The sequence below is a fragment of the Azospirillum sp. CT11-132 genome, assembly GCF_047302835.1.
In the GTDB taxonomy this organism is placed as follows: Bacteria; Pseudomonadota; Alphaproteobacteria; order Azospirillales; family Azospirillaceae; genus Azospirillum.
Map to the genome: position 1 here is coordinate 223,280 of NZ_JBGLZA010000008.1, position 22,351 is coordinate 245,630.

Genomic DNA, 22,351 nt, shown 5'->3' on the forward strand with positions numbered 1-22,351 from the left:
GGAGGGTGAGGGGTGACCCAAGGAACCCGAACCGCATGGCTCCGTGCCTAACCCCTCACCCTTCCCACCGCTCTGCGGCGGGCCCCTTCCCTCTCCCGGGGCGGGAGAGGGGACTAACTCAGCGCTCGATCTCGCGGGTCCAGCGACGGTTCCACTGCTCGCGGTTCTTGTTGATGGTGTCCCAGTCCACCACCAGCAGCTTGCCGACCTGCTCCGGGCCATAGGGGATGCCGACCTGCTTCTCGGCAGGCAGCTCCACCGTCTTGTTGACCGGACCGAAGCCGGCATTGACCGCCAGCGCGGTCTGCGCCTCGACGCCCAGCATGTGCTGGATGAACTTCTGCGCCTCGGTCGCGTTCTTGCTGCCGGCGACCTGACAGGCGGCGGAGCCCAGCACGATGCCGCCTTCCTTCGGATAGACGAAGGTGGCGGGGAAACCGGTGTCGGCCAGCGCCTTGGCGCGGCCCGAACCCCAGACGGCGATGACGGCCTGGTTGCTCTGGAACAGCTCGGTCATCTTGCCCGGCGACGGCTCATAGGCGAGCACGTTCGGGTTGATCTTGTCCTTGAACTCTTTGAACCCCGGCTCGATGTTGGTCTCGCCGCCGCCGTTCAGGCGCGCCATCATCACCAGCGCGTGCAGGCCGTAGCTGTTGTTGATCGGCGGAACCACCAGCTTCTTCTTGAAGCGCGGATCCTCGATGTCCTTCCACGAGGTCGGGGCCGGGATCTTGTTCTCGTCGAAATAGGCCTTGTTGTAGACGATGCCGGTGCCGACGGCGCCGAAGTTGATCGCCTTGCCCGACGGCATCTTCGCCAGATCATAGAGCTGGTCGTAGACCGGCGCCTTCTCCAGGTCGGCGCAGAAGTTCAGCGCCACCGCCTGATACATCGGGCCGTCGTCCAGGATGACGACGTCGATCTGCTGGTTGCCCTTCTGGGCCTGCAGCTTGGCGAGATTGTCGGTGGAGTTGCCGGCGACATACTCGACCTTCATCCCCGTCGCCTTCTCGAAGGCCGGGATGATGTCCTTGCGCATGGTCTGCTCGAAGGAACCGCCATAGGCGGCGACATAGAGCGTCTTGTCCTGGGCCTCAGCCGTCTGGACCGCGGCCATGCCGCACCACAGGGCCGCCGTCGCCATCAACCCGCACATCACGGAGCGCATCGTCATTCTCCTCTAGAGCCTTGATCCCTGTTGGCAGGGTCCCTGTTCATCGGGCTCCCAGGTCATGGCCTGGGGGTTCGTCTGGGGCTGATCTTCGGACCGCATCGCGAACAGCGGTCCGGATCGCCGCCTTTACGTCCGTCACCTTGCCGGCCGCCCATTTTCGGGGCTGTTTTTCGTGAAGGTCCCGGCTCGGACATGGATCAAGGGTGATGGCGCAGTCACATAACCGTCAAATCGAATTCGCGCCATCATTCATCCGTTAATGTTATAATTCCGTGTTCCGAACGAGTTGGGGCCCGCTTTCGGTTCCATCGCCCGTTCCGATCAGGCTGTCGCGGAAGCGCGTGGCCTCCTCCATGAAGCCGTTGAGGAAGTCCTCGGCGATCATCGACAGCGGCACCTGGGCGGAGCGCAGGATGGCGATGTCGAAGCCGATGCGCGGTTCGAAGGCGCGGACGATCAGCCCGTGCGGGACATAATCCTGCGCGGTGAAGGGATCGACGACCGACACGCCATAGCCGGCCGCCACCATGGCGCAGGCGTTCATGGTCAATTGGGCTTCCACCCGCATCACCCGCGCCACGTCATGGTCGGCGAAGGCGGTATCGATGCGGGAGCGCAGCAGGGCCGGCGGGGTGGTGGAAATGAAGCTTTCGCCTTCGAAATCCTTCGGGACCAGCACCTCCTTGGCGGCCAGCGGGTGGCCGGGGGGCAGGATGGCGACAGCCGGGATCCCGTGGATCTTCTCGGTCACCACCGCCGCGTGGTCGATGGGCGTATGGGCGAAGCCCAGCTCGCATTGTCCGGTCGCCACCCAATCCAGGATGGTGGGCGACGTGCTGCCGCGCAGCGCGATGTCCACCCGGGGCCGCTCGGCGAGGAAGCGCGCGACGTAGCGCGGCAGGAATCCAACCCCCAGCGCCGGCATCGCCGCCACCCGCAATGCCCCGCTGCGCCGCGCGGTCAGGTCGCGCGCCGTCTGCTCGATCAGTTCCAGCCCGACGAAGGCGCGGTCCACCACCTGATACAGCGAGATCGCCTCGCTGGTCGGCGCGATGCGCGGCCCGCGCCGTTCGAACAGCGTCAGCTTCAGCGCATATTGCAGATCGCCGATCAGCCGGCTGACCGCGGGCTGGGAGATGTTCAGCAGCTCCGCCGCGGCGGTGATGCCGCCGGTCACCATCACGGCGCGGAAAGCCTCGATCTGGCGCGGATTGATCATGGCGCCCGTCCCATAGCCCAAATCGGGTGTAATCCCCTCTCCCCCCCGGGGAGAGGGTTAGGGTGAGGGGGACGCACGGCGAGGATTCTCGAGAATCCACCCTTGTGCATCCCCCTCACCCCGCCCCTCTCCCCGGGGGGGGAGGGAGATCGCGGACATAATCGCCGAAGACAGCCTCCGGAAACGCGGAGCCTCCCACTGCCACATAACATTCGGTCATGAAACACCCCTTCGATCTGATTTGACAGTTATAGGTTGGCTGCCGATGCTGTCGCAAGGATCGAGGAGCGGCGGTGGGTCGTCGGGCAGCATCCCGCGGCGCTTCGCCAAAGAAAACCCTGCAGTTCGCAATCCATCCATGTGTAACGCCGGCGGATCCGGCGTGCCCACAAGGATATGCGCGGCATCGCCAAGTATTCGGCACTGTATGCGGGTGCCGGGAGCGGCGATGCGCGCCACACGATAACGGCGGCGGCCGGTGCGCACGGGAAACGGTGCGGCGCCGGCGGCGGGAGTGGAGACGATGACGCAGCCCACTCGGGGCGGAGAATACGACGTCGCCGTGATCGGCGGCGGGCTGGTCGGGTCGGCGCTGGCCTGGGGCCTCGCCCGGTCGGGCCAGACGGTGGCGATGCTGGACGAGGGCGACATCGCCGTCCGTCCGTCGCGCGGCAACTTCGCCCTGGTCTGGGTGCAGGGCAAGGGTCTCGGCATGGCGGAATACGCCGGCTGGACCAAGCAGTCTTCCGACGACTGGGGCGGCTTCGCCGACCTGCTGCGCGAGCAGACCGGTCTCGACGTCGCCTACCGGCGCCCCGGCGGCTTCATGCCGATGCTGTCGGAGGAGGATCTGCAGGCCCGCGCCAACACCATGATGCGGCTGCACAACCAGCCCGACATGATCCCTTACCCCTACGAGGTGATGGACCGCGAGACCCTGCGCAAGGAGCTGCCCTTCATCGGCCCCGACGTGGTCGGCGGCACCTATTGCCCGCTGGACGGCCACTGCAACTCGCTGCGGCTTCTGCGCACCCTGCACAAGGGCATCGGCCTGCTGGGTGTCGATTACCGCCCCAACCACCGGGTGGAGAGCATCGAGCATCGCGACGGCGGCTTCCGCATGACCACGGCGAATGGCGAAGCCAGCGGAGAAATTCGGGCCGGCAAGATCGTGCTGGCCGCCGGCCATGACAGCGCCCGGCTGGCGCCAATGGTCGGGCTGTCCGCCCCCGTCCGTCCCCAGCGCGGCCATGTCATCGTCACCGAGAAGACGGCGCCCTTCCTGCACCACCCCACCGTCTATGTCCGCCAGACCGACGAGGGCGGGGTGATGATCGGCGACAGCTTCGAGGAGGCCGGTTTCGACACCACGCTGCAACCCGGCGTGTCGTCGGCGATTGCCCAGCGCGCCATCCGCTTCTTCCCGCTGTTGGGCAAGCTGAACGTGGTGCGCAGCTGGGCGGCCTTGCGCGTGCTGACGCCGGACGGCTTCCCGATCTACGAGGAATCGACGACGGCGCCCGGCGCCTTCGTCGCCACCTGCCACAGCGGCGTGACCCTTGCCGCCAACCATGCGCTGACGCTGGCGCCGCTGATCGCGGCCGGCGGCCTCGGCGACCGCTTCAAGCCCTTCAGCGCCCGGAGGTTCCATGTTCCGCAGGCTGCCTGAGATCGAGACCGCCTCCCAGACCGCTGGGCAAACGGTTTCCTTCACCATCGACGGCCGTCCGGCCAACGCGCGGGCCGGCGACAGCGTCGCCGCCGCCCTGCTGGCGAACGGCATCACCGTCTGCCGCAACACCCCCGTCAGCGGCGCGGCGCGCGGTCCCTACTGCATGATGGGCGTCTGCTTCGACTGCCTCGTCACCATCGACGGCACCGGCAACCGCCAGGGCTGCCAAGTCCGGGTATCCCCCGGCATGGCGGTGGAAACCCAGAACGGCAAGCGCGAGGTGGAGCGGTGAGCCCCCCCAAATCCAATTTTGACTTCGACATCGCCGTCGTCGGCGCCGGCCCGGCCGGCCTCGCCGCCGCTGCGCTGGCCGCCTCCAAGGGCGCGTCGGTCGTCCTGCTCGACGAACAGGTGGAGCCGGGCGGCCAGATCTACCGCGCCGTCACCGAAACCCCGGTGCGCGACCGCAAGGTGCTCGGCCCCGACTATTGGCATGGCGCCGAGCTGCTGGGTCCGCTGCGCGACAGCGGCGCCGTCCACTGGCCGGGCACCACGGTCTGGAGCGTCGCCCGCCCGCGCGAGGATGCTCCCGACGGGTCCCGTCCCATCCAGATCGGCCTGTCGCGCAACGGTGCGGCGTCGATGCTGACCGTGCGCCACGTCATCCTGGCGACCGGCGCCTTGGAGCGTCCCTTCCCGATTCCCGGCTGGACCCTGCCGGGCGTGCTGGGCGCCGGTGCGGCGCAGGTTCTGCTGAAGACCTCCGGCCTCGTGCCGTCGGGCGCCACGGTGATGGCGGGCAGCGGCCCGCTGCTCTGGCTGCTGGCCTGGCAGTATCTGCAGGCCGGCGCCCGCATCGACGCCATCCTCGACACCACGCCTCGTGAGAACTGGCGCGCCGCCCTGCCGCTGCTGCCGGGCTTCCTGCGTTCGCCCTATCTCGGCAAGGGCATGAAGCTGATGCTCGACGTGCGGCGCAAGCTGACCGTCATCGGCAACGTCACCGCGCTCCGCGCCGAAGGCGGCCTTGCCGGCGGGGGCACGTTGAAAAGCGTCGTCTACACCCGCAACGGCACCGAACACCGGCTGCCCGCCGACACGCTCCTGCTGCATCAGGGCGTCATCCCCAACCTGAACCTCGCCAACGCCACCGGCTGCGCCCAGCGCTGGGACGAGCAGCAGCGCTGCTGGCGCCCGACCACCGACGAGTGGGGCGCGACTTCGGTCGAGGGCGTGTCGCTGGCCGGCGACGGTGCCGGCATCGGCGGTGCCCGCGCGGCGGAAGAGGCCGGCCGTCTGACGGCGCTCGACGCGCTGCACCGGCTGGGCCGCATCGGGCGGGAGCAGCGCGACCAGTCCGCCGCCCCGTTCCGCGCCGCGCTCGACCGCGCGCTGACCGGCCGCGCCTTCCTCGACACGCTCTACACCCCGGCGGAAGCCTTCCGCGTGCCGGCCGACGACACCATCGTCTGCCGCTGCGAGGAGATCACCGCCGGCGCGGTGCGCGAGGCGGTGCGGCTCGGCTGTTCCGGCCCCAATCAGGCCAAGAGCTTCCTGCGCTGCGGCATGGGCCCGTGCCAGGGCCGGCTCTGCGGCCCGACGGTGACCGAGGTCATCGCGGCGGAACGCGGCGTCTCCCCGGCGGAGGTCGGCTATTACCGCCTGCGTCCGCCGGTGAAGCCGATCACGCTGGCCGAACTGGCCGCCTTGCCGAAGACCGACGCCGACATCGACGCCGTCCTCAAGCACTGACCGGAGGCGCGCGATGACCGCAACCGCTTCCCCCAAACCAGACGTCATCGTCATCGGCGGCGGCCTGCACGGCTGCTCCGCTGCGCTGCACCTGTCGATGCGCGGCGTCCGCGTGCTGGTTCTGGAGAAGGACCATGTCGCCCGCCACGCCTCCGGCGTCAATGCGGGCGGCGTGCGCCAGCTCGGTCGCCATGTCGCCGAGGTGCCGCTGTCCGTCGCCTCGATGGCGCTGTGGCACGGCATCCGCGATCTGGTGGACGACGATTGCGGCTTCGAAAGCCACGGCCAGATCAAGGTGGCGGAGACCGAGGCGGAGCTTGAGACGGTGCGTGCCCGCGTCGCCGAACTGGGCGCGCTGGGCTTCACCCACGAGGAGGTGATCGGGCAGGACGAGCTGCGGTCGCTGGTGCCGGCCATCGCCGACCATTGCGTCGGCGCCCTGGTGTCGCGCGGCGACGGCGCGGCGATCCCCTTCCGCACCACCTTCGCCTTCCGCCGCAAGGCCATCGCTCTCGGCGCCCGCTTCCAGGAGGGCGGGGCGGTGACGCGGCTGGCCCGCCAGGGCGGCCTGTGGACCGTCGAAACGGCGGACGGCAACCGCTTCGAGGCACCGGTGGTGGTCAACGCCGCCGGCGCCTGGGCGGACCGCATCGCCGCGCAGGTGGGGGAACCGGTGCCCTTGGAGGTCATCGCGCCGATGCTGATGATCACCGCCCGCGTGGCTCCCTTCATCAAGCCGGTGGTCGGCGCCACCGGCCGCACCCTGTCCTTCAAGCAGTTCCCCAACGGCACCGTTCTGATCGGCGGCGGGCTGCTCGGCCGGGCGGTGCGCGACGAGAACCGGACGGAGCTGGACTTCTCGCAGGTGTCGGTGAACGCCCGCACGGTGTGGGACCTGTTCCCGTGCATGCGCGGCGCCACCATCGTCCGCTCCTGGGCGGGGATCGAGGCGCGGATGCCGGACCAGATTCCGGTGATCGGCCCCAGCGGCACCGAACCGGACCTCTACCATTCCTTCGGCTTCTCGGCGCACGGCTTCCAGCTCGGCCCCATCGTCGGGCGGATCACCGCCGACCTCATCACGGCCGGGTCCACCGACCTGCCCATCGACCCCTTCCGCATCGGCCGCTTCGCCGCCTGACCTTTGGAGCATCATCCCGTGACGATCCAGCGCTTTCACCCGACCCCGCGGCTCTGCGACATGGTGATCCACAAGGACACCGTCTATCTCGCCGGCCAGATCGTCGATGACGGATCGACCACCGTGGAGGCGCAGACCCGCGACGTGCTGCGCCAGATCGACGCCCTGCTGGCCGAGGCCGGCACGTCGAAAAGCAGCATCCTGACCGCCACCGTCTATCTCGCCGACATCGCCACCTTCCCGGAAATGAACGCCGCCTGGGACGCCTGGGTCGACAAGGCCAACCCGCCGGCCCGCGCGACGGTGGAGGCCCGCTTGGCCGACCCGTCCATCCTGGTCGAAATCGTCGTCATCGCCGGGCGCTGACCCCTTCCCCCCTGCCGGAGCCTGCCATGAAGCGCCTCACCTCGGGCGTTGCCGCCCTCTTCTTGCTTGCGTCCGGCGGCATCGCCGCGGCGCAGGAGATCCGCATCGCCACCGAAGGCGCCTACCCGCCCTTCAACTTCACCCAGCCCGACGGCAAGGTGGCGGGGCTGGAGGTCGACCTCGCGCATGCGCTGTGCGAGCGGATGAAGCGTCCCTGCACCGTCGTGGCCCAGGAATGGGACGGCATCATTCCGGGGCTGCTGGCGAAGAAGTACGACGCCATCATGGCGACGATGAACATCACGCCGGAGCGGGCGAAGGCCATCGGCTTCTCCACCCCCTACATGGTGGTGCCGGCCTATTTCGTGGCGCCGGCAAAGTCGACCATCGACGGCTCGCCGGCCAGCCTGCGCGGCAAGACCATCGGCGCCCAAGTCTCCACCACCCATTCCCGCTATGTCGAGAAGCATCTCGGCAGCGACGCGACGCTGAAGACCTACGACACCGCCTCGAACCTGCTGGCCGACCTGAAGGCCGGGCGGCTCGACGCCGCCATCACGACGGGCGCCACCGCGTCCGACTGGGTGAAGGGCGACGGCGGCAAGTCGGTCAAGCTGGTCGGCCAGCCGGTGATCGACGCCGAGGTGTTCGGCCCCGGCATCGGCGTCGGCCTGCGCAAGGAGGACACCGCGCTGAAGCAGTCCTTCGACGAGGCGATCCGCGCGGTCGTCCAGGACGGCACGCTGGCCCGCATCGCCGCCCGCTACGTCGATTTCTCCATCACCCCCTGAGTTCTTTTAAAAAAACCAAGGAGCAGTTCCCCGTGATCAAGCGCATCGAGAAGACCAAGATCATGCACCGCGTCGTCGTCAACAACGGCACCGCCTATCTCGGCGGCATCATCGCCGACGACGTCAGCGTCGGCATGGGCGGCCAGGTCACGCAGATCTGCGGCAAGCTCGACCAGGTGCTGGCGATGGCCGGCAGCGACAAGACCAAGCTGCTGTCCGCCCAGCTGTTCATCACCAACATGGGCCTGAAGGACGAGATGAACGACGCCTGGCTGTCCTGGCTGGACGGCAACGACCTCCCCGCCCGCGCCACCATCGGCGTCGCCGACCTCGGCAAGCCGGAAATCCTGATCGAAGTGGTCGTCACCGCCGCGGTGTGATCGGCGACTGAAGAAGGCTCCCTCTCCCGCCCCGGGAGAGGGAAGGGGCCCAAGCGAAGCTTGGGAAGGGTGAGGGGGAGTGCAAGGAACCATGGGCTTCCGGATTCTCGCCCCACCCCTCACCCTCCCCACGCCTGCGGCGTGGGTCCCCTCCCTCTCCCGGGGCGGGAGAGGGCCTACCCCAGCAACCGTTCGAACAGATCCTCGCCGCCCATCTGCCCGCCCTTCAGCATCAGCTCCAGCCCATCGACCGCCGGATCGTCGGCATGGGTGCGGCTGACGGTGACCCCCGGCGCCAGCGTGCAGCCATAGGACAACCCCCAGCACCCCAGCGCCCGCACCGCGAGGCTGGACGTATCCCCGCCGGCAATCCCGACCCGGCGCAACCGCACGCTCCGCAGCACCGCCGCGACGAACTCCGCCGTCGCCGCCGCGACCCGCCCGGCCTGCGCGGTGTCCGCCGTTCCGGCTTCCGCCGGCGCGGTCCAGACCAGCGTGTGGCGCCCGGCGCGCAATGACGCCGCCACCTCCCCCAACAACGCCTCCGCATAGCCGGCATCGGCGCACAGCGACGCCGCATCGGCCTGGATGCGCGTGTAGGACCCCGCCGCCTCCACCTGCCGCCGCGTCACCGGAGACAGGCTGCCCGCCATCAAAAACACCGGCGAGTCCGCCGCACCGAGCGGCACCTCTTCAGTCCGAGTACCAGAGCCAATCGCCCAATGCGCGACCAGCGCCTGCGCCACGCTGCTCGGCCCGACCGCCAGCAGCGGCTCGCGTCCGGCCCGCTCCCAGATCAGCCGCCCGATGACGGCAAGATCCTCACCGCGCGACACGTCCAGCAGCACCGCCGGCGCTCCCTCCGCCAGCCGCCCGTCCAGCGCCTCGCCGCCCAGCCCATAGTCCGGAAAATGCAGCGCCGCCACCCCCTCCAGCCCTTGCGCCGCGAGGTGACGGCGCAAGTCCGCCTCCGCCATCGGGGTGACGGGATGGACGCTCATCGTCGGGTGGCGGTCGATGCGATGAACGGTCCCGCCGGTGCCCGCCGCGGCGAACAGGGTGCTGAACAGGCAATAGCGCCCGATGTTCGGCTGCCCGCCCACCACCGGCCGGAAGCGGTTCGGGAAATGCGGCGCCAGTGTCCGCACCGCCTCGCCGATGCTGCCGACACCGGGCGCGCTGTCGAAGGTGGAACAGCACTTGTAATGCATCACCGGCACGCCCAGCGCCGCGAAGAAACGGCCGACCGGCTCCAGTTCCGCCCGCATCGCGTCCGGCGTCATGCTGCGCGCCGCCCCGGCGATGCCGACGGCGTCGAGCGGCCCGGCTTCCCCCAACCGTGCGACGCACGGCACGTCGAGGAACAGCAGCGCCCGCTGCCCGGCTTTCGCCAGGGTGGCCAGCGTGTCGGTCGCCCCGGTGAAGTCGTCGCCGTACCAGCCGAGCTTCGGTCCCGCCGCCATCGCGCTCAGCCCTTCTTCCCGAAGAAGTCGAGCGACCGCCGCAGCTCCGGCAGCTCCCTCGCCGCGTCGTCCAATGTCCGCCCGGCCCGCACGGCGTCCCAGGCCTGCCGGATGCTCAGCACGCCGGCCGCCGGCCCGTCGGGATGGGCCATGATGCCGCCGCCGGACATGAACATCAGGTCGGCAGTCCCCACCGCCTCCCAGGTGACCGGCACCGTGCCGGCCCACTGGCCCGACGAGAAGGCCGGCATCACGGCGTCGGCGCCGTCCGCCGCATCCTCCGCCAGCGGCGCCAGACAGGCCCGCGCCCCGTCGATCACCTCCTCGTCCGGCTGGGCGAACTTGCCGTTCAGCCCGTGGACATGCATGTGGTCCACCCCCGCCAGCCGCCACAGCGCCTGATAGGCGTCGAAGCCGATGCCCAGCAGCGGATGGCGCGACAGGGCGCCGAAGCCGTTGCGGTGGCCGTGCAGCGCCAGTCCGCTGTGCCGGCGCAGCGTCTGCACCGCCGAATAGCCGCACCAGTTCAGGCTGACCATGATGCAGGACCCGCCCTCGCGCTCCACCAGATCGGCGTGGCGGCGCATGGCGTCGGTCTCGTCGGTGATGTTGAAGGCGACCATCACATGCTTGCCGGTGCGGTCCTGATGCCGGCGCACCCGCTCCATCACGGCGGGGATGCGCTGGGCCAGCGGCGCATGGGCCGGATCGGCGCAGATCTCGTCGTCCTTGATGAAGTCCAGCCCGGCGGCGCACAGCGTGCCGACCAGCTCGCCGGTCTCCTCCGCCGACAGCCCGACATTCGGCTTGATGATCGAGCCGACCAGCGGCCCGTCCGCCACCCCGGTCAGCCGCCGGGTGCCGGCGACGCCGTGGCGCGGCAGGTCGAACTGCGCGCGGTAGGCCTGCGGGATGCGCAGGCTTTCCAGCCGCAGCCCCGTCACCTCGCCCAGGTCATAGAGGTTGCCGGCGACCGTCGCCGCCAGCGTCGGCAGATTGGCGCCGATGTTGGCGGTGGGGAAGGAGATGGTGACGCGCGCCCGCTGCCATGGGCCGGGATTGCGCTGGCGTTCCAGCCAGGTGTTGGGCAGGGCAGGGGCGTCGGCGACGTCCAGCTTCTCAACGGATTCGACGATGGCGCGGGCACGGGCGCGCAGGTCGTCGGTCTCGCCATGGACGCGGGTGAAGGTGCCGCAGGACTGCTCCCCTGCCATCACCTCCGCCACCTTGGCCGGGGCGAGGGGGGTTTCGATCAGGTATGTGGCTTCGATGCGGTCGGCGTGCATGGGGAGCGCCTTTTAATCAGGTGGTGCGCTGCTGCCTATTGCCCCCACCCCAACCCTCCCCCGCTGGGCGGGGGAGGGGGACTGGAGCTTTGTCGGCGCTCAGCGGCAGTCCCTCCCCCGCCCAGCGGGGGAGGTTAGGTGGGGGTCTAACCTTGACGGCCCCTCACAGCTTGCTCAAATCCGGAAACGGCCGCACCGGATCGGACCCGTCCCAGCCCATCGACGCCTCGCGGATCAGGTCGAACATCTTGCCCTTCGGCCCCGCGACCTCCGACAGCTCGATCACCGTGCCGGGATGGTACTCGGTGTCGAAATAGATGAACCGCCCCTTCTCGCCGACCTCACCGCTCATCACCGGCTTGAAGCCCTGCGCCAGCAGCCGTTCCAGGTCGGCGTCGTAATCCTCGGTCCAATAGGCGACATGCTGCAGCCCGGTGTTCCCCGCCTGCAGAAAGTCGCGGTACATCGACGGCGCGTCGTTGCGGGTCTGGATCAGCTCCATCTGCAACGGGCCGGAGTTGGCCAGCGCCACCGAATTGTGAACCTCGTAGGATTCGCCGCGGTAGGTGTAGTTCCGGATCGGAACCCGCTCGTTGTAGAACCAGGGACCGATGCCGAGCGTGCGGCTCCAATAGTCCATGGCGGCCTCGATGTCGCGCACGACGTAGCCAGCCTGACGGATCTGGCCGAAGAATCGGCTCATTGAAGGAACTCCGGATAAGAGGGGATCGAATAAAACCGGTGGCGTCAGCGCGCCAGGAACCCGGTCGAAATCCAGGGAATGGCGGCGACGATCACCAGCCCGACCAGCAGCGCGCCGACATAGCCCCAGATGTGCTTCAGGCCGTCGTCGGGGTTGACCTTGCTGATGGCGCAGGCGCCGTAATAGCCGACGCCGAAGGGCGGGGCGAACAGGCCGATGCCCATGGCGAAGATGACGACCATCGCATAGTGCACCTCGTGCACCCCCGCGGCGCGGGCGATGGGGAACAGCAGCGGTCCGAACAGCACGATGGCGGGGATGCCCTCCAACACGCTGCCCAGGATGATGAAGGCGACGATGGAGATGGCGAGGAAGCCGTAGGCACCGCCGGGAATGCCGGCCATGAAGCGCGCCAGATCGGACGAGAAGCCGGATTGCGTCAGGCCCCAGGCCATCGAGGTGGCGCAGCCGACGATGAAGATGATGGCCCCGGTCAGCGACGCCGTCTCGATCAGCATCGGCTTCAGCCGGCGCCAGTCGAACTGGCGGTAGATCAGCAGCCCGACGATTGTGGAATAGGCGATGCCGATGGTCGACACCTCGGTCGCCGTCGCGATGCCCTCGACCACCGCGGCGCGGATGACGAAGGGCAGCAGGATGGCGGGCAGCGCCACCATGGCGAGCCGTGCGATCTCACGGCCGGGGGTGCGCTCGACATGGCTCAGATCCTCACGGCGGTAGCGCCGCCAGACGACGAAGCACAGGCAAGCGCCCAGAACCACGCCCGGCAGCATGCCGCCGGTGAACAGCGCCGCGATCGACACGCCGGTGACCGAGCCGATGGTGATCAGCACGATGCTGGGCGGGATGGTCTCGGTCTGCGCGCCGGTCGCCGACAGCAGCGCCACCAGATCGCCGGCAGGCGCCCCGCGCTTCTTCATCTCCGGGAACAGCACCGGCGCGATGGCCGCCATGTCGGCGATCTTCGATCCGGAGATGCCGGAGACCAGATACATCGCCCCGATCAGCACATAGGACAGGCCGCCGCGCACATGGCCCAGCAGGCTGGCCAGGAACTGGATCATCGCGCGGGCCATGCCGGTCATCTCGATTAGCAGGCCGAGGAAGACGAACAGCGGCACCGCCAGCAGGATCAGGTGGCTCATTCCCTCGTCCAGCCGGCCGACCATCACCAGCAGCGGCGTGGAGGTGGTCAGCGCCAGATAGGCGAAGGTGGCGAGCGCGAAGGAGAAGGCGATCGGCACCCCGGCGAAGACGTTGGCCGCGACCAGCCCGACAAAAAAGATGACGAGGTTCAGCTGCCCCAGCGGCTTCAGCACCGGCCCCGCCACCCAGAAGCCGGCGACGATGGCGCCGGTCACCACCACCGCCGCCAGCACGGTCAGCGGCCGGGCGACGCGCAGCAGCCGGAACAGCGCCGCCACCAGCATCAGCCCCAGCCCGACCGGCAGCGCCGCGGCGCGCCAGGCGTTGGAGACCTCCATCGCCGGGGTGGTGATGAACTGCTCCTCCATCGCGTAATCGACGGCGTGATAGAGAATCAGCGCCAGGAAGGCGATGGGGGCGGTGATCGCGATGCATTCCAGCAGGCTGCGCACCTGCGGGCCGACGCGGCTGACCAGACCGGTCATCCGCATATGCTCGCCCCGGCGCAGCGCAACCACCGCGCCCAGCATCGACAGCCACAGGAACAGGATCGAGGCCAACTCGTCCGACCACACCAGCGGGGTGTGGAACAGGTAGCGGGCGGTGACGCCGGCCAGCAGGACGACAATCTCGACCAGCACCAGAAGGCCCGCCACGACCTCGACCCCGACGGACAGGCCGTGGTCGATCCTGCGCAGCAGCGAAGCGCCGCCGCCGACGGCAACGCCGCCGGGAGCGTCCACGTAGCCGTGGACCGGTTCGGACATGTGGGACATGGCGGGGGGTTCCTTCATCGGACAGGACCTGAAAGGGCGGGGGATGCGGTCAGGCGAGCTTGCCGACCGCCTCCTCCAGCAGGCCCCAGGCCTCATCGCCGAAGCGGCCCTTCCATTCGCCGTAGAAGCCGCTGTCGCGCAGCTTGGCGCGGAAGCTGTCGGGTGCCGGCTGGTTGAAGGTCAGCCCCTTCGATTCCAGGTCGGCGCGGACCGACTGGTTCAGCGCCTTGATGTCGCCGCGCTGCGCCATGCCGGCGTCGTTGATCGCGTTGGCGACGATGGTCTGCATGTCCGGCGGCAGGCCCTTCCAGGCGCGGCCGTTGGCGATGAACCAGAAGCCGTCCCAGATGTGGTTCGACAGCGAGCAGTATTTCTGCACCTCGAACAGCTTGGCGACCTGGATGATCGGCAGCGGGTTTTCCTGCGCATCGACGATCCGGGTCTGCAGCGACGAATAGACCTCGCTGAACTGCAGGCTGGTCGGGGAGGCGCCCAGGCCCTTGAACATGGCGATGGACAGCGGGCTGACCGGCACGCGGATCTTCAAGCCGTCCATGTCGGCGGCGGAATTGATCGGCTTGTCGCCGCTGGTCATCTGGCGGAAGCCGTTGTCCCACATCTTGTCGAAGGCATAGAGCCCGACCTTGGAGATGGCGTTGCGGACATGGGCGCCCAGCTTGCCGTCCATCGCCTTCCACACCTGATCGTAGTCGGAGAAGGCGAAGCCGACCGCGTTGATCGCGGCGACCGGAACCAGCGTGGCGATCACCAGGGCCGACGGCGTGAAGAAGGTCAGGCCGCCGCTGCGCACCTGGGACAGCATGTCGGTGTCGCCGCCCAACTGGTTGTTCGGGAAGATCTTGACCTCGACCTTGCCGTTCGTCTCCTTGGCGATGCGATCCGCCGCCTGCTGGGCGCGGATGTTCAGCGGATGGCTCAGCGGCAGGTTGTTGCCGTATTTCAGCTCAAACTCGGCGGCACGCGCGATGTGCGGCATGCCGATGACGGCACCGGCGGCCCCGATCGCCGGCGCGGTGGCGATGGCCTTCAGCATCGTGCGGCGGGTCAGACTGGTCATTTCAAACCTCCCATGGATTACCGGCCGACGTTGCTGTTTCCGGCCTTGCGTTTCTGATGTGATCTGATGTCAATTGATGATTGTTGGATGGACGGTATGTCCAGCACCGACACGTGTCAAACGCCGAAATTGATGGTTTTTGATGGTTTCACTGAAGGACGATCCGGAAACCGCTGCGGCCCCGCGCGGCCTGCCGCGTGTGGCCGACATCGCGCAGGCTGCGGGCGTGTCCACCGCCACGGTCGACCGCGTGCTGAACCACCGGCCGGGGGTGCGCGCCGCCACCGTGCAGCGCGTGCTGAAGGCGGCGGCGGAACTCGACTATCTGCCGGACTCCGACCTTTATGCTTCTGCGGCACAGAAGCCGATGCGGCTGTCCTTCCTGCTGCCCGCCGGCAACAACCGCTTCCTCACCGGTCTGGGGGAGATGATCAGGCGTGCCGACGCCACCCTCGCCCCGCACGGCGTGAAGGCGCAGGTGGAGTTCATCAAGAGCTTCAATCCGGAACTGCTGGCGCGCAGCCTGTTCCAGCACGGCCGCCGCGCCGACGGCGTCGCCTTCATGGCGCTGGAGCATCCGGCGGTGCGCGAGGCGGTGGACGCGCTGGCCGAGCGCAACGTGCCGAGCGTGACGCTGATCTCCGACATTTTGAACTGCCGGCGCGCCGGCTATGTCGGGCTGGACAACCGCGCGGCCGGCCGCACCGCCGGCTACCTGATTGCGCGCTTCCTGAAGCATCGCCCGGCCAAGGTGGCGATGATCGCCGGCAGCCTCAGCTACCGCGCGCATGAGGACCGCGAGATGGGCTTCCTCCACGTCCTGAAGGAAACCGCCCCCGACATCGAGGTGGTCGGCCTGCGCGAAGGCCATGACGACGAGGGGAAAAGCTACCGCCAGACCCGCATGCTGCTGGGCCTGCACCCCGACCTTGCCGGCGTCTACAACATCGGCGGCGGGGCGGAGGGGGTGGCCCGCGCGCTGAAGGAAACCCGGCGGGAGCGCGAAATGGTCTTCATCGGCCACGGCCTGACCACCGAGACGCGCGGCCTGCTGATCGACGGGGCGCTGGACGCGGTGATCACCCAGGATCCGCGCAACACCCTGTCGGCCTGCGTCGGCATCTTCACCAACCTCCGCGCCGGCCGGCCGCCCATGCAGGGGGTGGAAAGCCCGAGAGCGGAAGTGATCTTCCGCGAAAACCTGCCCAAGAACATGCTGCCGGATGAATAGAGGACGGAATTAACGCACTTTCCCGCCCCGGGGATAATCCCCTCTCCCCCCCGGGGAGAGGGTTAGGGTGAGGGGGATGCACAGCGAGGATTTTCAAAGAAAACGGAGCGCCGGCACTGTCACCGGCGCTCCGCAACGCATCCCCCTCACCCCGACCCTCTCCTCGCTTTCGGCGGATCTTCGATCCGCCTGTCGCGTCAGCGCAAACGAAGTTTGCGCGTGAGCGGGGGAGAGGGAGCTATCAGCCCATCCTCCACTCCGCCGGCTGCACCCCGCCTTGCGCCGGCGCTTCCGCCCGACGCTCCGCCCCAGCCAGCTTGCGCAGCAGCACGTAGAACACCGGGGTCAGCACCAAACCGAACAGCGTCACCCCGATCATGCCGGCGAACACCGCCACGCCCATCGCATGCCGCATCTCGGCCCCCGCGCCGGTGGAGGTGACCAGCGGCACCACGCCCATGATGAAGGCGATGGAGGTCATCAGGATCGGCCGCAACCGCAGCCGGCTCGCCTCGATGGCCGCCTGCACCACGCTGCGCCCCTCATGCTCCAGTTCGCGGGCGAACTCGACGATCAGGATGGCGTTCTTCGCCGACAGCCCGACCAGCACCATAAAGCCGATCTGCGTGAAGATGTTGTTGTCGCCCCCCGTCAGCCACACGCCGAACAGCGCCGACAGCACGCTCATCGGCACGATCAGCAGGATGGCGAGCGGCAGCGTCAGGCTCTCGTACTGCGCCGCCAGCACCAGGAAGACCAGCAGCACACTGATCGGGAAGACCCACAGCCCGGCATTGCCGACCAGGATCTTCTGATAGGTCAGGTCGGTCCATTCCAGCTTGACGCCGCGCGGCAGCACCTCCGCCGCGATGCGTTCCGCCGCCGCTTCCGCCTGTCCCGAGGAGAAGCCCGGCGCCGGCCCGCCATTGACGTCGGCGGCGGTGAAGCCGTTGTAGCGCACCACCATCTCCGGCCCGTATCCCGGCTGCACGGTGACCAGCGAGGACAGCGGCACCATGGTCCCCGCCGCGTTGCGGGTCTTCAGCAGCCCGATGTCGTCGGCGGTGTCGCGGAACGGCGCGTCGGCCTGCACCCGCACCTGATAGACGCGGCCGAAGGCATTGAAGTCGTTGACGTACAGCGACCCCAGATAGATCTGCATGGTGTCGAACACCTCGGCGACATTGACGCCCAGCTGCTTGGCCTTCACCCGGTCGAGATCGACGTCCAGCTGCGGCACGTTGATCTGGTAGGCGGAGAAGGTCGGCCCCAGTTCCGGCGTCTGCGCCGCCCGCTTGACGAAGGCGTTCACCGCGCCGCTCAGCGCCTCATAGCCCAGGTTCCCGCGGTCCTCCAACTGCATCTTGAAGCCGCCCAGCTGCCCCAGACCCATCACCGGCGGCGGCGGGAAGATGGCGACGAAGGCTTCCTTCAGCCCGGCATAGCGCTTCTGCAAATCCATGGCGATGGCCCCGGCCGACAGCGACGGATCCTTGCGCTCGGCAAAGGGCTTCAGCGTGACGAAGACGATGCCGGCGCTGGAGCTGTTGGTGAAGCCGTTGACCGACAGCCCCGGAAAGGCCACCGCGCTCTGCACGCCGGGGCGCTTCAGCGCGATGTCGGTCATCTCGCGGATCACCGCCTCCGTCCGATCGAGCGAGGCGCCGTTGGGAAGCTGGGCGAAGCTGATCAGATACTCCTTGTCCTGCATCGGCACGAAGCCCGACGGCACCGTGCGGCCGAGCAGCACCGTGGCGCCGATCAGCAGCGCATAGACCGCCAGCATCACGCCCTTGCGCCGCACCACCCCGCCGACACCGCGGCCATAGCCCTCCGACGCCCGGTGGAACACCCGGTTGAACAGCCGGAAGAAGCCGCCGAACACCCGGTTCATCGCACGGGTCAGCCAGTCCTGCGGCTCGTCATGGCCGCGCAGCAGCACCGCCGCCAGGGCCGGCGACAGCGTCAGCGAGTTGAAGGCGGAAATCACGGTGGAGATCGCGATGGTCATCGCGAACTGCTTGTAGAACTCGCCGGTCAGGCCGGTCATCGCCGCCAGCGGCACGAAGACGGCGACCAGCGTCAGGGCGATGGCGATGATCGGCCCGCTGACCTCCTGCATGGCACGGATGGTGGCGTCGCGGGCCGACAGGCCGGACGCGATGTTGCGCTCCACATTCTCGACCACGACGATGGCGTCGTCGACGACGATGCCGATGGCCAGCACCATGCCGAACAGCGACAGCGCGTTGATCGAAAAGCCGAAGGCCAGCAGCAGCGAGAAGGTGCCGACGATGGAGATCGGCACCGCCAGCAGCGGAATGATCGACGCCCGCCAGGTCTGCAGGAAGATGATCACCACCAGCACGACCAGCGCCACCGCCTCCAGCAGCGTGTGCACCACCGCCTCGATGGAGGAGCGGACGAACTGCGTCGGGTCGTAGACGATGGAATAATCCACCCCCTCCGGCATGTCGCCCTTCAGCTCCGCCATCACCTTGCGCACCTCGTCGGAGATGGCGAGCGCGTTGGCGTCCGGCGTCTGGGTGATGCCGAGCGCCACCGCCGGCTTGTTGTCGAGCAGAGAGCGCAGCCCATATTGCGCCGCCGCCAGCTCCACCCGCGCCACGTCGCGCAGGCGGGTGACGCCGCCGTCCTCGCCGGTCTTCAGCACGATGTCGCCGAACTCGTCGGCGGTCTTCAGCCGGCCGCGCGCGTTGATCGACAACTGCATCGGCACGTCGGGCAGCGAGGGCGAGGCGCCGATCACGCCGGCCGCCACCTGGACATTCTGCTCGCGGATGGCATTGACCACGTCGGTGGCGGTCAGCCCGCGCTGCGCCACCTTGCCGGGGTCGAGCCACACCCGCATCGCATAGTCGCCGGCGCCCCACACCTGCACCTCGCCGACACCGGCGATGCGGGTCAGCCGGTCCTTGACGTTCAGCACCGCGTAGTTGCGCAGGTACGTCATGTCATAGCGGTCGTTGGGCGACAGCAGATGCACGACCATGGTCAGCGTCGGCGAGCTTTTCACCGTGGTGACGCCCAGCCGCTGCACGTCGGCCGGCAGCCGCGGCATCGCCTGCGCCACGCGGTTCTGCACCAGTTGCTGCGCCTTGTCCGCGTCGGTGCCGAGCTTGAAGGTCACCGTCAGCGCCATGTTGCCGTCGCTGTTGGCCTGCGACTGCATATAGAGCATGCCTTCGACGCCGTTGATCTGCTCCTCCAGCGGGGAGGCGACGGTCTCGGCGATCACCTTGGGGTTGGCGCCGGGGAACTGCGCGCGCACCACGACGGACGGCGGCACCACCTCCGGATATTCCGAAATCGGCAGGCGGAACACCGCGATGGCCCCCGCCAGGAACAGCGCCACCGACAGCACGCCGGCAAAGATCGGCCGGTCGATGAAGAATTTCGAGATGTTCATCTGGGGTCTCCCAGGCTGCACGCTCCCCATCCCTCCCCGCATCAGGCGAGGAGGGCCAGCCAACGCGCATGCCCTTGTTGTTTCTTACCGCGCCGCCGTCTGGGTCTTCTCAGTCCCCATGGCGACCATCTTCGGCGTGACCGCCATGCCCGGCCGGGCGTGCTGGGTGCCGTTGACGACCACGCGCTCGCCGGCCGCCAGCCCGTCGGTCACCACGCGCAGCCCGTTCTGCAGCGCGCCGAGCTTCACCGGCCGGTACTCCACCTTGTTCTCCTGCGTCACCACCAGGACGAACTTCTTGTCCTGGTCGGTGCCGATGGCGCGGTCATCGACCAGCAGCGCGTCATAGGGCTTGGTGCCTCCCACCTTCACCCGCGCATACAGCCCCGGCACCAGCACGCCGTCGGCATTGTCGAAGCGGGCGCGCACGCGGATGGTGCCGGACACGCTGTCCAGCCGGTTGTCCACATACTCCACCATGCCGTCGCGCGAGTAATCCTCCTCGTTGGCAAGGCCGAGCCGGACCGGGATCGCCCCGGAATCGCGCATCGGCGCGATGTGGCGCAGATAGGTCTGCTCATCGACATCGAAGGAGGCGTAGATCGGCGATTCCGACACCAGAGTCGTCAGCGGCTCCGCGGCGGCACCGGCGGCCACCACATTGCCGACCGTCCGTTCCGCCCGCGACACCCGGCCCGACACCGGCGCCGTCACCCGCGTGTAGCCCAGATTGAGCCGCGCGATCTCCAGCGCCGCCTGCGCCGCCTTCAGGTTGGCGGTCGCCTCGCGGGCGGCATTGTCCTTCTGGTCCATGGTGCTGCGCGAGATGGTGTCGTCGCGCACCAGCTTCTGCGCGCGGTCGAGGTCGGCGGCGGTCAGCTTCACCCGCGCCTGCGCCGCGGCGACCTGCGCCTCGGCCCGCGCCACCTCCGCCTCATAGGGACGGGGGTCGATGGTGAACAGCACGTCGCCCTTCTTCACCAGCGCGCCGTTGCGGAAATGCACGGCGACGATGGTGCCGGGCACCTGCGGCCGGATATCGACGCGGTCCACCGCCTCCAGCCGGCCGGAATAGGACTGCCAGTCCGTCACCGGTCGGGCCAGCACGGTGGCGACATCCACCTCGGCCGGCGGCGGGGCGGGAGTTTCGGAGGCCGTTTGTGCCTCGGCCGGGCTGCGCAAAGTGACGGCGCCGGTCAGTGCCGCCACGGACACGCCGGCCGCGATCAATAGGGAAAGTGTCTTGCGGGACATGGGTCTTACCTGTGGCTCGAAGTGTCGGAATGGGCGCCGGTCAGGCGGCGCCGGAAGAAATCGGCGGCGGCGGCCAGCGCCGGCGCGTGTTGGGCGAGGCCGGCATGGCTGACGCCGGCAAAGCGGGTGACCTCGGTCGGCACCCCGGCGTCGATCAGCCGGGCGGCATAGCTTTCCGCCTCCGGCCGCAGCACGTCGTTCTGCGCCGTGGCGATCATGATCGGCGGCAGCCGGCCGAGCCGGCGTGATTCCAGGGGCGCGGCATAGGGATGCAGCCGCAGCGCCGCCTCCGGCAGATAGGCGCGGTAACAGCGCGCACAGTCCGTCACGCTGCCTTCGCCGTCCCCCACGCGCGTCAAACTCGGATCGAGCATCGGCCCGAGCAGCGCCTGCGCCGCGATCTCCGGCCCGCCGCGGTCGCGGGCGAGCAGGGTGAGCGACACTGCGACATGCCCGCCGGCATCATGCCCGGCGACCCCCAGCGGCCCGGCCCGCTCCGCCAGCCAGAGGGCCGCGGCATGGGCATCCTCGACGGCAGCAGGGAAGGGATGGGCGGGAGCCAGCGCATAGCCGACGGCGACCACCAGCGCCGGAATGCTCTCCGCCAGCGCCATCGCCGGCACCTCGACATCCTCGACCGACCCGGAGGTGAAGCCGCCGCCATGGAAATACAGCACGCCCGGCAACGGCCCGGAAAGCGCCGGCCGATACAGGCACAGCGGGACCTCGCGGCCCTCCACCCTCAGCGACGTGCGTGAACGTTCCATCCCGATCCGGCGCCCTGGCGCCCCTCCTGCAATGCGGCAAGAGGGATAATGTGCAAGCGTCCGGGTGGGATAAAGCTGCTGCGGCTGGGAACAGAATTCAGCCGGGACGAACAATCGGGGTGGGGTGGGGGTGGGTGTTCGCGGGAGATGGGATAGTCGGGAGGCGGACGAAAGCTATGGCTCCCCCAGTGTCAAGGGTGGCTTCATGTGGGTCATCCTGCCGTCGGGCTGGCCCCAGGCCTACGCCTCGGCCAAGGCCGAGCGCGTGGAGATGCCGTGGATGGACGAGGGCTGAGTGCCCAGCGAAACCGGAGGCGAGACCTTCTTCCTCTATGGCGACGCGTACTTGGAGTTTGTCCCTGTCTGCCGCCACGCCCTCGTCGAACGATCCGCCATGAAGGAGGCGGTGACCATCTGGGACGTGGACAGCAAAACCCGGAATTGGAGTAAGCAGAATGGCTATGGCGGTCTGTATACCGAAAGCGCCGTCCAGGCCACCGCCTGCGACCTTAAGAGCAATGGGATGTCAGTACCGAGCGTGCCGGCTACCCGGTGTTGCTGACTGTCCATGACGAAGTCGTCACCGAGCCCCCGGAAGGGCACGGGGCGTCGCCGAGTTCCAAGGCATCATGTACAACCTACCGGCATGGGCTGCGGGGCTCCCTGTCGCGGCGGTCGGCTGGCGCAGAAAGCAATGTTTG

18 protein-coding genes are annotated in these 22,351 nt (G+C 68.6%); 8 read left to right on the forward strand and 10 right to left on the reverse strand.

All coding sequences use genetic code 11. The annotated features are described in order from the left end of the window. Positions 1 to 118 precede the first annotated feature (118 nt). Both ACCD06_RS29665 and ACCD06_RS29670 read right to left on the reverse strand, forming a co-directional pair. Positions 119 to 1,168, reverse strand: a complete 1,050-nt coding sequence (locus tag ACCD06_RS29665; protein WP_413345592.1) for an ABC transporter substrate-binding protein — start codon at positions 1,166 to 1,168, stop codon at positions 119 to 121. Between the two features lie 268 nt (positions 1,169 to 1,436). Beyond that, positions 1,437 to 2,393: a LysR substrate-binding domain-containing protein gene (locus ACCD06_RS29670; protein ID WP_252140582.1), complete on the reverse strand. Its 957-nt coding sequence runs from the start codon at positions 2,391 to 2,393 to the stop codon at positions 1,437 to 1,439. Positions 2,394 to 2,916: 523 nt separating this feature from the next. Between ACCD06_RS29670 and ACCD06_RS29675 the strand changes: the two genes are divergently transcribed. From ACCD06_RS29675 to ACCD06_RS29705, 7 genes are read left to right on the forward strand one after another with little or no spacing between them, the layout of a single operon-like run. Further along, a complete protein-coding gene (locus ACCD06_RS29675) occupies positions 2,917 to 4,062 on the forward strand; it encodes an NAD(P)/FAD-dependent oxidoreductase (RefSeq protein ID WP_136702053.1) in 1,146 nt (381 codons plus the stop codon). After that, the gene (locus ACCD06_RS29680; protein ID WP_413345595.1) at positions 4,043 to 4,357 is read left to right on the forward strand and encodes a (2Fe-2S)-binding protein; all 315 of its coding nucleotides are present in this window, start codon (positions 4,043 to 4,045) and stop codon (positions 4,355 to 4,357) included. Before ACCD06_RS29675 ends, ACCD06_RS29680 begins: the two co-directional genes overlap by 20 nt. Further along, positions 4,354 to 5,817: an FAD-dependent oxidoreductase gene (locus ACCD06_RS29685; RefSeq protein WP_413345597.1), complete on the forward strand. Its 1,464-nt coding sequence runs from the start codon at positions 4,354 to 4,356 to the stop codon at positions 5,815 to 5,817. The genes ACCD06_RS29680 and ACCD06_RS29685 overlap by 4 nt, the downstream gene beginning before the upstream one ends. A gap of 13 nt (positions 5,818 to 5,830) precedes the next feature. Beyond that, positions 5,831 to 6,958, forward strand: a complete 1,128-nt coding sequence (locus ACCD06_RS29690; RefSeq protein WP_413345599.1) for an NAD(P)/FAD-dependent oxidoreductase — start codon at positions 5,831 to 5,833, stop codon at positions 6,956 to 6,958. Positions 6,959 to 6,976: 18 nt separating this feature from the next. After that, the gene (locus ACCD06_RS29695; RefSeq protein ID WP_413345601.1) at positions 6,977 to 7,324 is read left to right on the forward strand and encodes a RidA family protein; all 348 of its coding nucleotides are present in this window, start codon (positions 6,977 to 6,979) and stop codon (positions 7,322 to 7,324) included. A gap of 26 nt (positions 7,325 to 7,350) precedes the next feature. Further along, positions 7,351 to 8,115 (forward strand): transporter substrate-binding domain-containing protein, encoded by a 765-nt coding sequence (locus ACCD06_RS29700; protein WP_413345603.1) that lies wholly within the window; start codon positions 7,351 to 7,353, stop codon positions 8,113 to 8,115. 32 nt (positions 8,116 to 8,147) lie between these two features. After that, positions 8,148 to 8,495 (forward strand): RidA family protein, encoded by a 348-nt coding sequence (locus ACCD06_RS29705; RefSeq protein WP_109075814.1) that lies wholly within the window; start codon positions 8,148 to 8,150, stop codon positions 8,493 to 8,495. A 176-nt stretch (positions 8,496 to 8,671) separates the two neighbouring features. On the opposite strand, the gene ACCD06_RS29710 is transcribed toward ACCD06_RS29705, so the two are convergent. From ACCD06_RS29710 to ACCD06_RS29730, 5 genes are all read right to left on the reverse strand, one after another. Further along, positions 8,672 to 9,958 (reverse strand): four-carbon acid sugar kinase family protein, encoded by a 1,287-nt coding sequence (locus ACCD06_RS29710; protein WP_413345606.1) that lies wholly within the window; start codon positions 9,956 to 9,958, stop codon positions 8,672 to 8,674. A 5-nt stretch (positions 9,959 to 9,963) separates the two neighbouring features. Then, entirely contained in the window at positions 9,964 to 11,244 is a 1,281-nt protein-coding gene (locus ACCD06_RS29715) for a ribulose-bisphosphate carboxylase large subunit family protein (protein ID WP_413345608.1), read from the reverse strand. A gap of 163 nt (positions 11,245 to 11,407) precedes the next feature. Next, complete coding sequence (locus ACCD06_RS29720) at positions 11,408 to 11,947, reverse strand: VOC family protein (protein ID WP_376963700.1); 540 nt, start codon at positions 11,945 to 11,947, stop codon at positions 11,408 to 11,410. A gap of 44 nt (positions 11,948 to 11,991) precedes the next feature. Then, a complete protein-coding gene (locus ACCD06_RS29725) occupies positions 11,992 to 13,890 on the reverse strand; it encodes a TRAP transporter large permease subunit (RefSeq protein ID WP_413345610.1) in 1,899 nt (632 codons plus the stop codon). A 49-nt stretch (positions 13,891 to 13,939) separates the two neighbouring features. Continuing rightward, entirely contained in the window at positions 13,940 to 14,968 is a 1,029-nt protein-coding gene (locus ACCD06_RS29730) for a TRAP transporter substrate-binding protein (RefSeq protein ID WP_413345612.1), read from the reverse strand. Positions 14,969 to 15,110: 142 nt separating this feature from the next. Between ACCD06_RS29730 and ACCD06_RS29735 the strand changes: the two genes are divergently transcribed. Continuing rightward, entirely contained in the window at positions 15,111 to 16,199 is a 1,089-nt protein-coding gene (locus ACCD06_RS29735) for a LacI family DNA-binding transcriptional regulator (protein ID WP_413345614.1), read from the forward strand. 241 nt (positions 16,200 to 16,440) lie between these two features. Here ACCD06_RS29735 and ACCD06_RS29740 read toward each other — a convergent pair whose 3' ends face one another. The 3 genes from ACCD06_RS29740 to ACCD06_RS29750 form a co-directional block, all read right to left on the reverse strand. Continuing rightward, positions 16,441 to 19,629 carry an efflux RND transporter permease subunit gene (locus tag ACCD06_RS29740; protein WP_413345616.1) on the reverse strand — a complete coding sequence of 1,063 codons (3,189 nt, stop codon included), beginning with the start codon at positions 19,627 to 19,629 and terminating at the stop codon, positions 16,441 to 16,443. 84 nt (positions 19,630 to 19,713) lie between these two features. Next, complete coding sequence (locus tag ACCD06_RS29745; RefSeq protein WP_413345618.1) at positions 19,714 to 20,883, reverse strand: efflux RND transporter periplasmic adaptor subunit; 1,170 nt, start codon at positions 20,881 to 20,883, stop codon at positions 19,714 to 19,716. A 5-nt stretch (positions 20,884 to 20,888) separates the two neighbouring features. Beyond that, positions 20,889 to 21,650 (reverse strand): alpha/beta hydrolase, encoded by a 762-nt coding sequence (locus ACCD06_RS29750; protein WP_413345620.1) that lies wholly within the window; start codon positions 21,648 to 21,650, stop codon positions 20,889 to 20,891. Positions 21,651 to 22,351: the final 701 nt, after the last annotated feature.

Excerpts from the sequence above, each read along its gene's own strand:
- ACCD06_RS29665 (WP_413345592.1), bottom strand. The coding sequence starts at position 1,168 with ATGCGCTCCGTGATGTGCGGGTTGATGGCGACGGCGGCCCTGTGGTGC.
- ACCD06_RS29670 (WP_252140582.1), bottom strand. The coding sequence starts at position 2,393 with ATGATCAATCCGCGCCAGATCGAGGCTTTCCGCGCCGTGATGGTGACC.
- ACCD06_RS29675 (WP_136702053.1), top strand. The coding sequence starts at position 2,917 with ATGACGCAGCCCACTCGGGGCGGAGAATACGACGTCGCCGTGATCGGC.
- ACCD06_RS29680 (WP_413345595.1), top strand. The coding sequence starts at position 4,043 with ATGTTCCGCAGGCTGCCTGAGATCGAGACCGCCTCCCAGACCGCTGGG.
- ACCD06_RS29690 (WP_413345599.1), top strand. The coding sequence starts at position 5,831 with ATGACCGCAACCGCTTCCCCCAAACCAGACGTCATCGTCATCGGCGGC.
- ACCD06_RS29700 (WP_413345603.1), top strand. The coding sequence starts at position 7,351 with ATGAAGCGCCTCACCTCGGGCGTTGCCGCCCTCTTCTTGCTTGCGTCC.
- ACCD06_RS29710 (WP_413345606.1), bottom strand. The coding sequence starts at position 9,958 with ATGGCGGCGGGACCGAAGCTCGGCTGGTACGGCGACGACTTCACCGGG.
- ACCD06_RS29715 (WP_413345608.1), bottom strand. The coding sequence starts at position 11,244 with ATGCACGCCGACCGCATCGAAGCCACATACCTGATCGAAACCCCCCTC.
- ACCD06_RS29720 (WP_376963700.1), bottom strand. The coding sequence starts at position 11,947 with ATGAGCCGATTCTTCGGCCAGATCCGTCAGGCTGGCTACGTCGTGCGC.
- ACCD06_RS29725 (WP_413345610.1), bottom strand. The coding sequence starts at position 13,890 with ATGTCCCACATGTCCGAACCGGTCCACGGCTACGTGGACGCTCCCGGC.
- ACCD06_RS29730 (WP_413345612.1), bottom strand. The coding sequence starts at position 14,968 with ATGACCAGTCTGACCCGCCGCACGATGCTGAAGGCCATCGCCACCGCG.
- ACCD06_RS29735 (WP_413345614.1), top strand. The coding sequence starts at position 15,111 with ATGGTTTCACTGAAGGACGATCCGGAAACCGCTGCGGCCCCGCGCGGC.
- ACCD06_RS29740 (WP_413345616.1), bottom strand. The coding sequence starts at position 19,629 with ATGAACATCTCGAAATTCTTCATCGACCGGCCGATCTTTGCCGGCGTG.
- ACCD06_RS29745 (WP_413345618.1), bottom strand. The coding sequence starts at position 20,883 with ATGTCCCGCAAGACACTTTCCCTATTGATCGCGGCCGGCGTGTCCGTG.
- ACCD06_RS29750 (WP_413345620.1), bottom strand. The coding sequence starts at position 21,650 with ATGGAACGTTCACGCACGTCGCTGAGGGTGGAGGGCCGCGAGGTCCCG.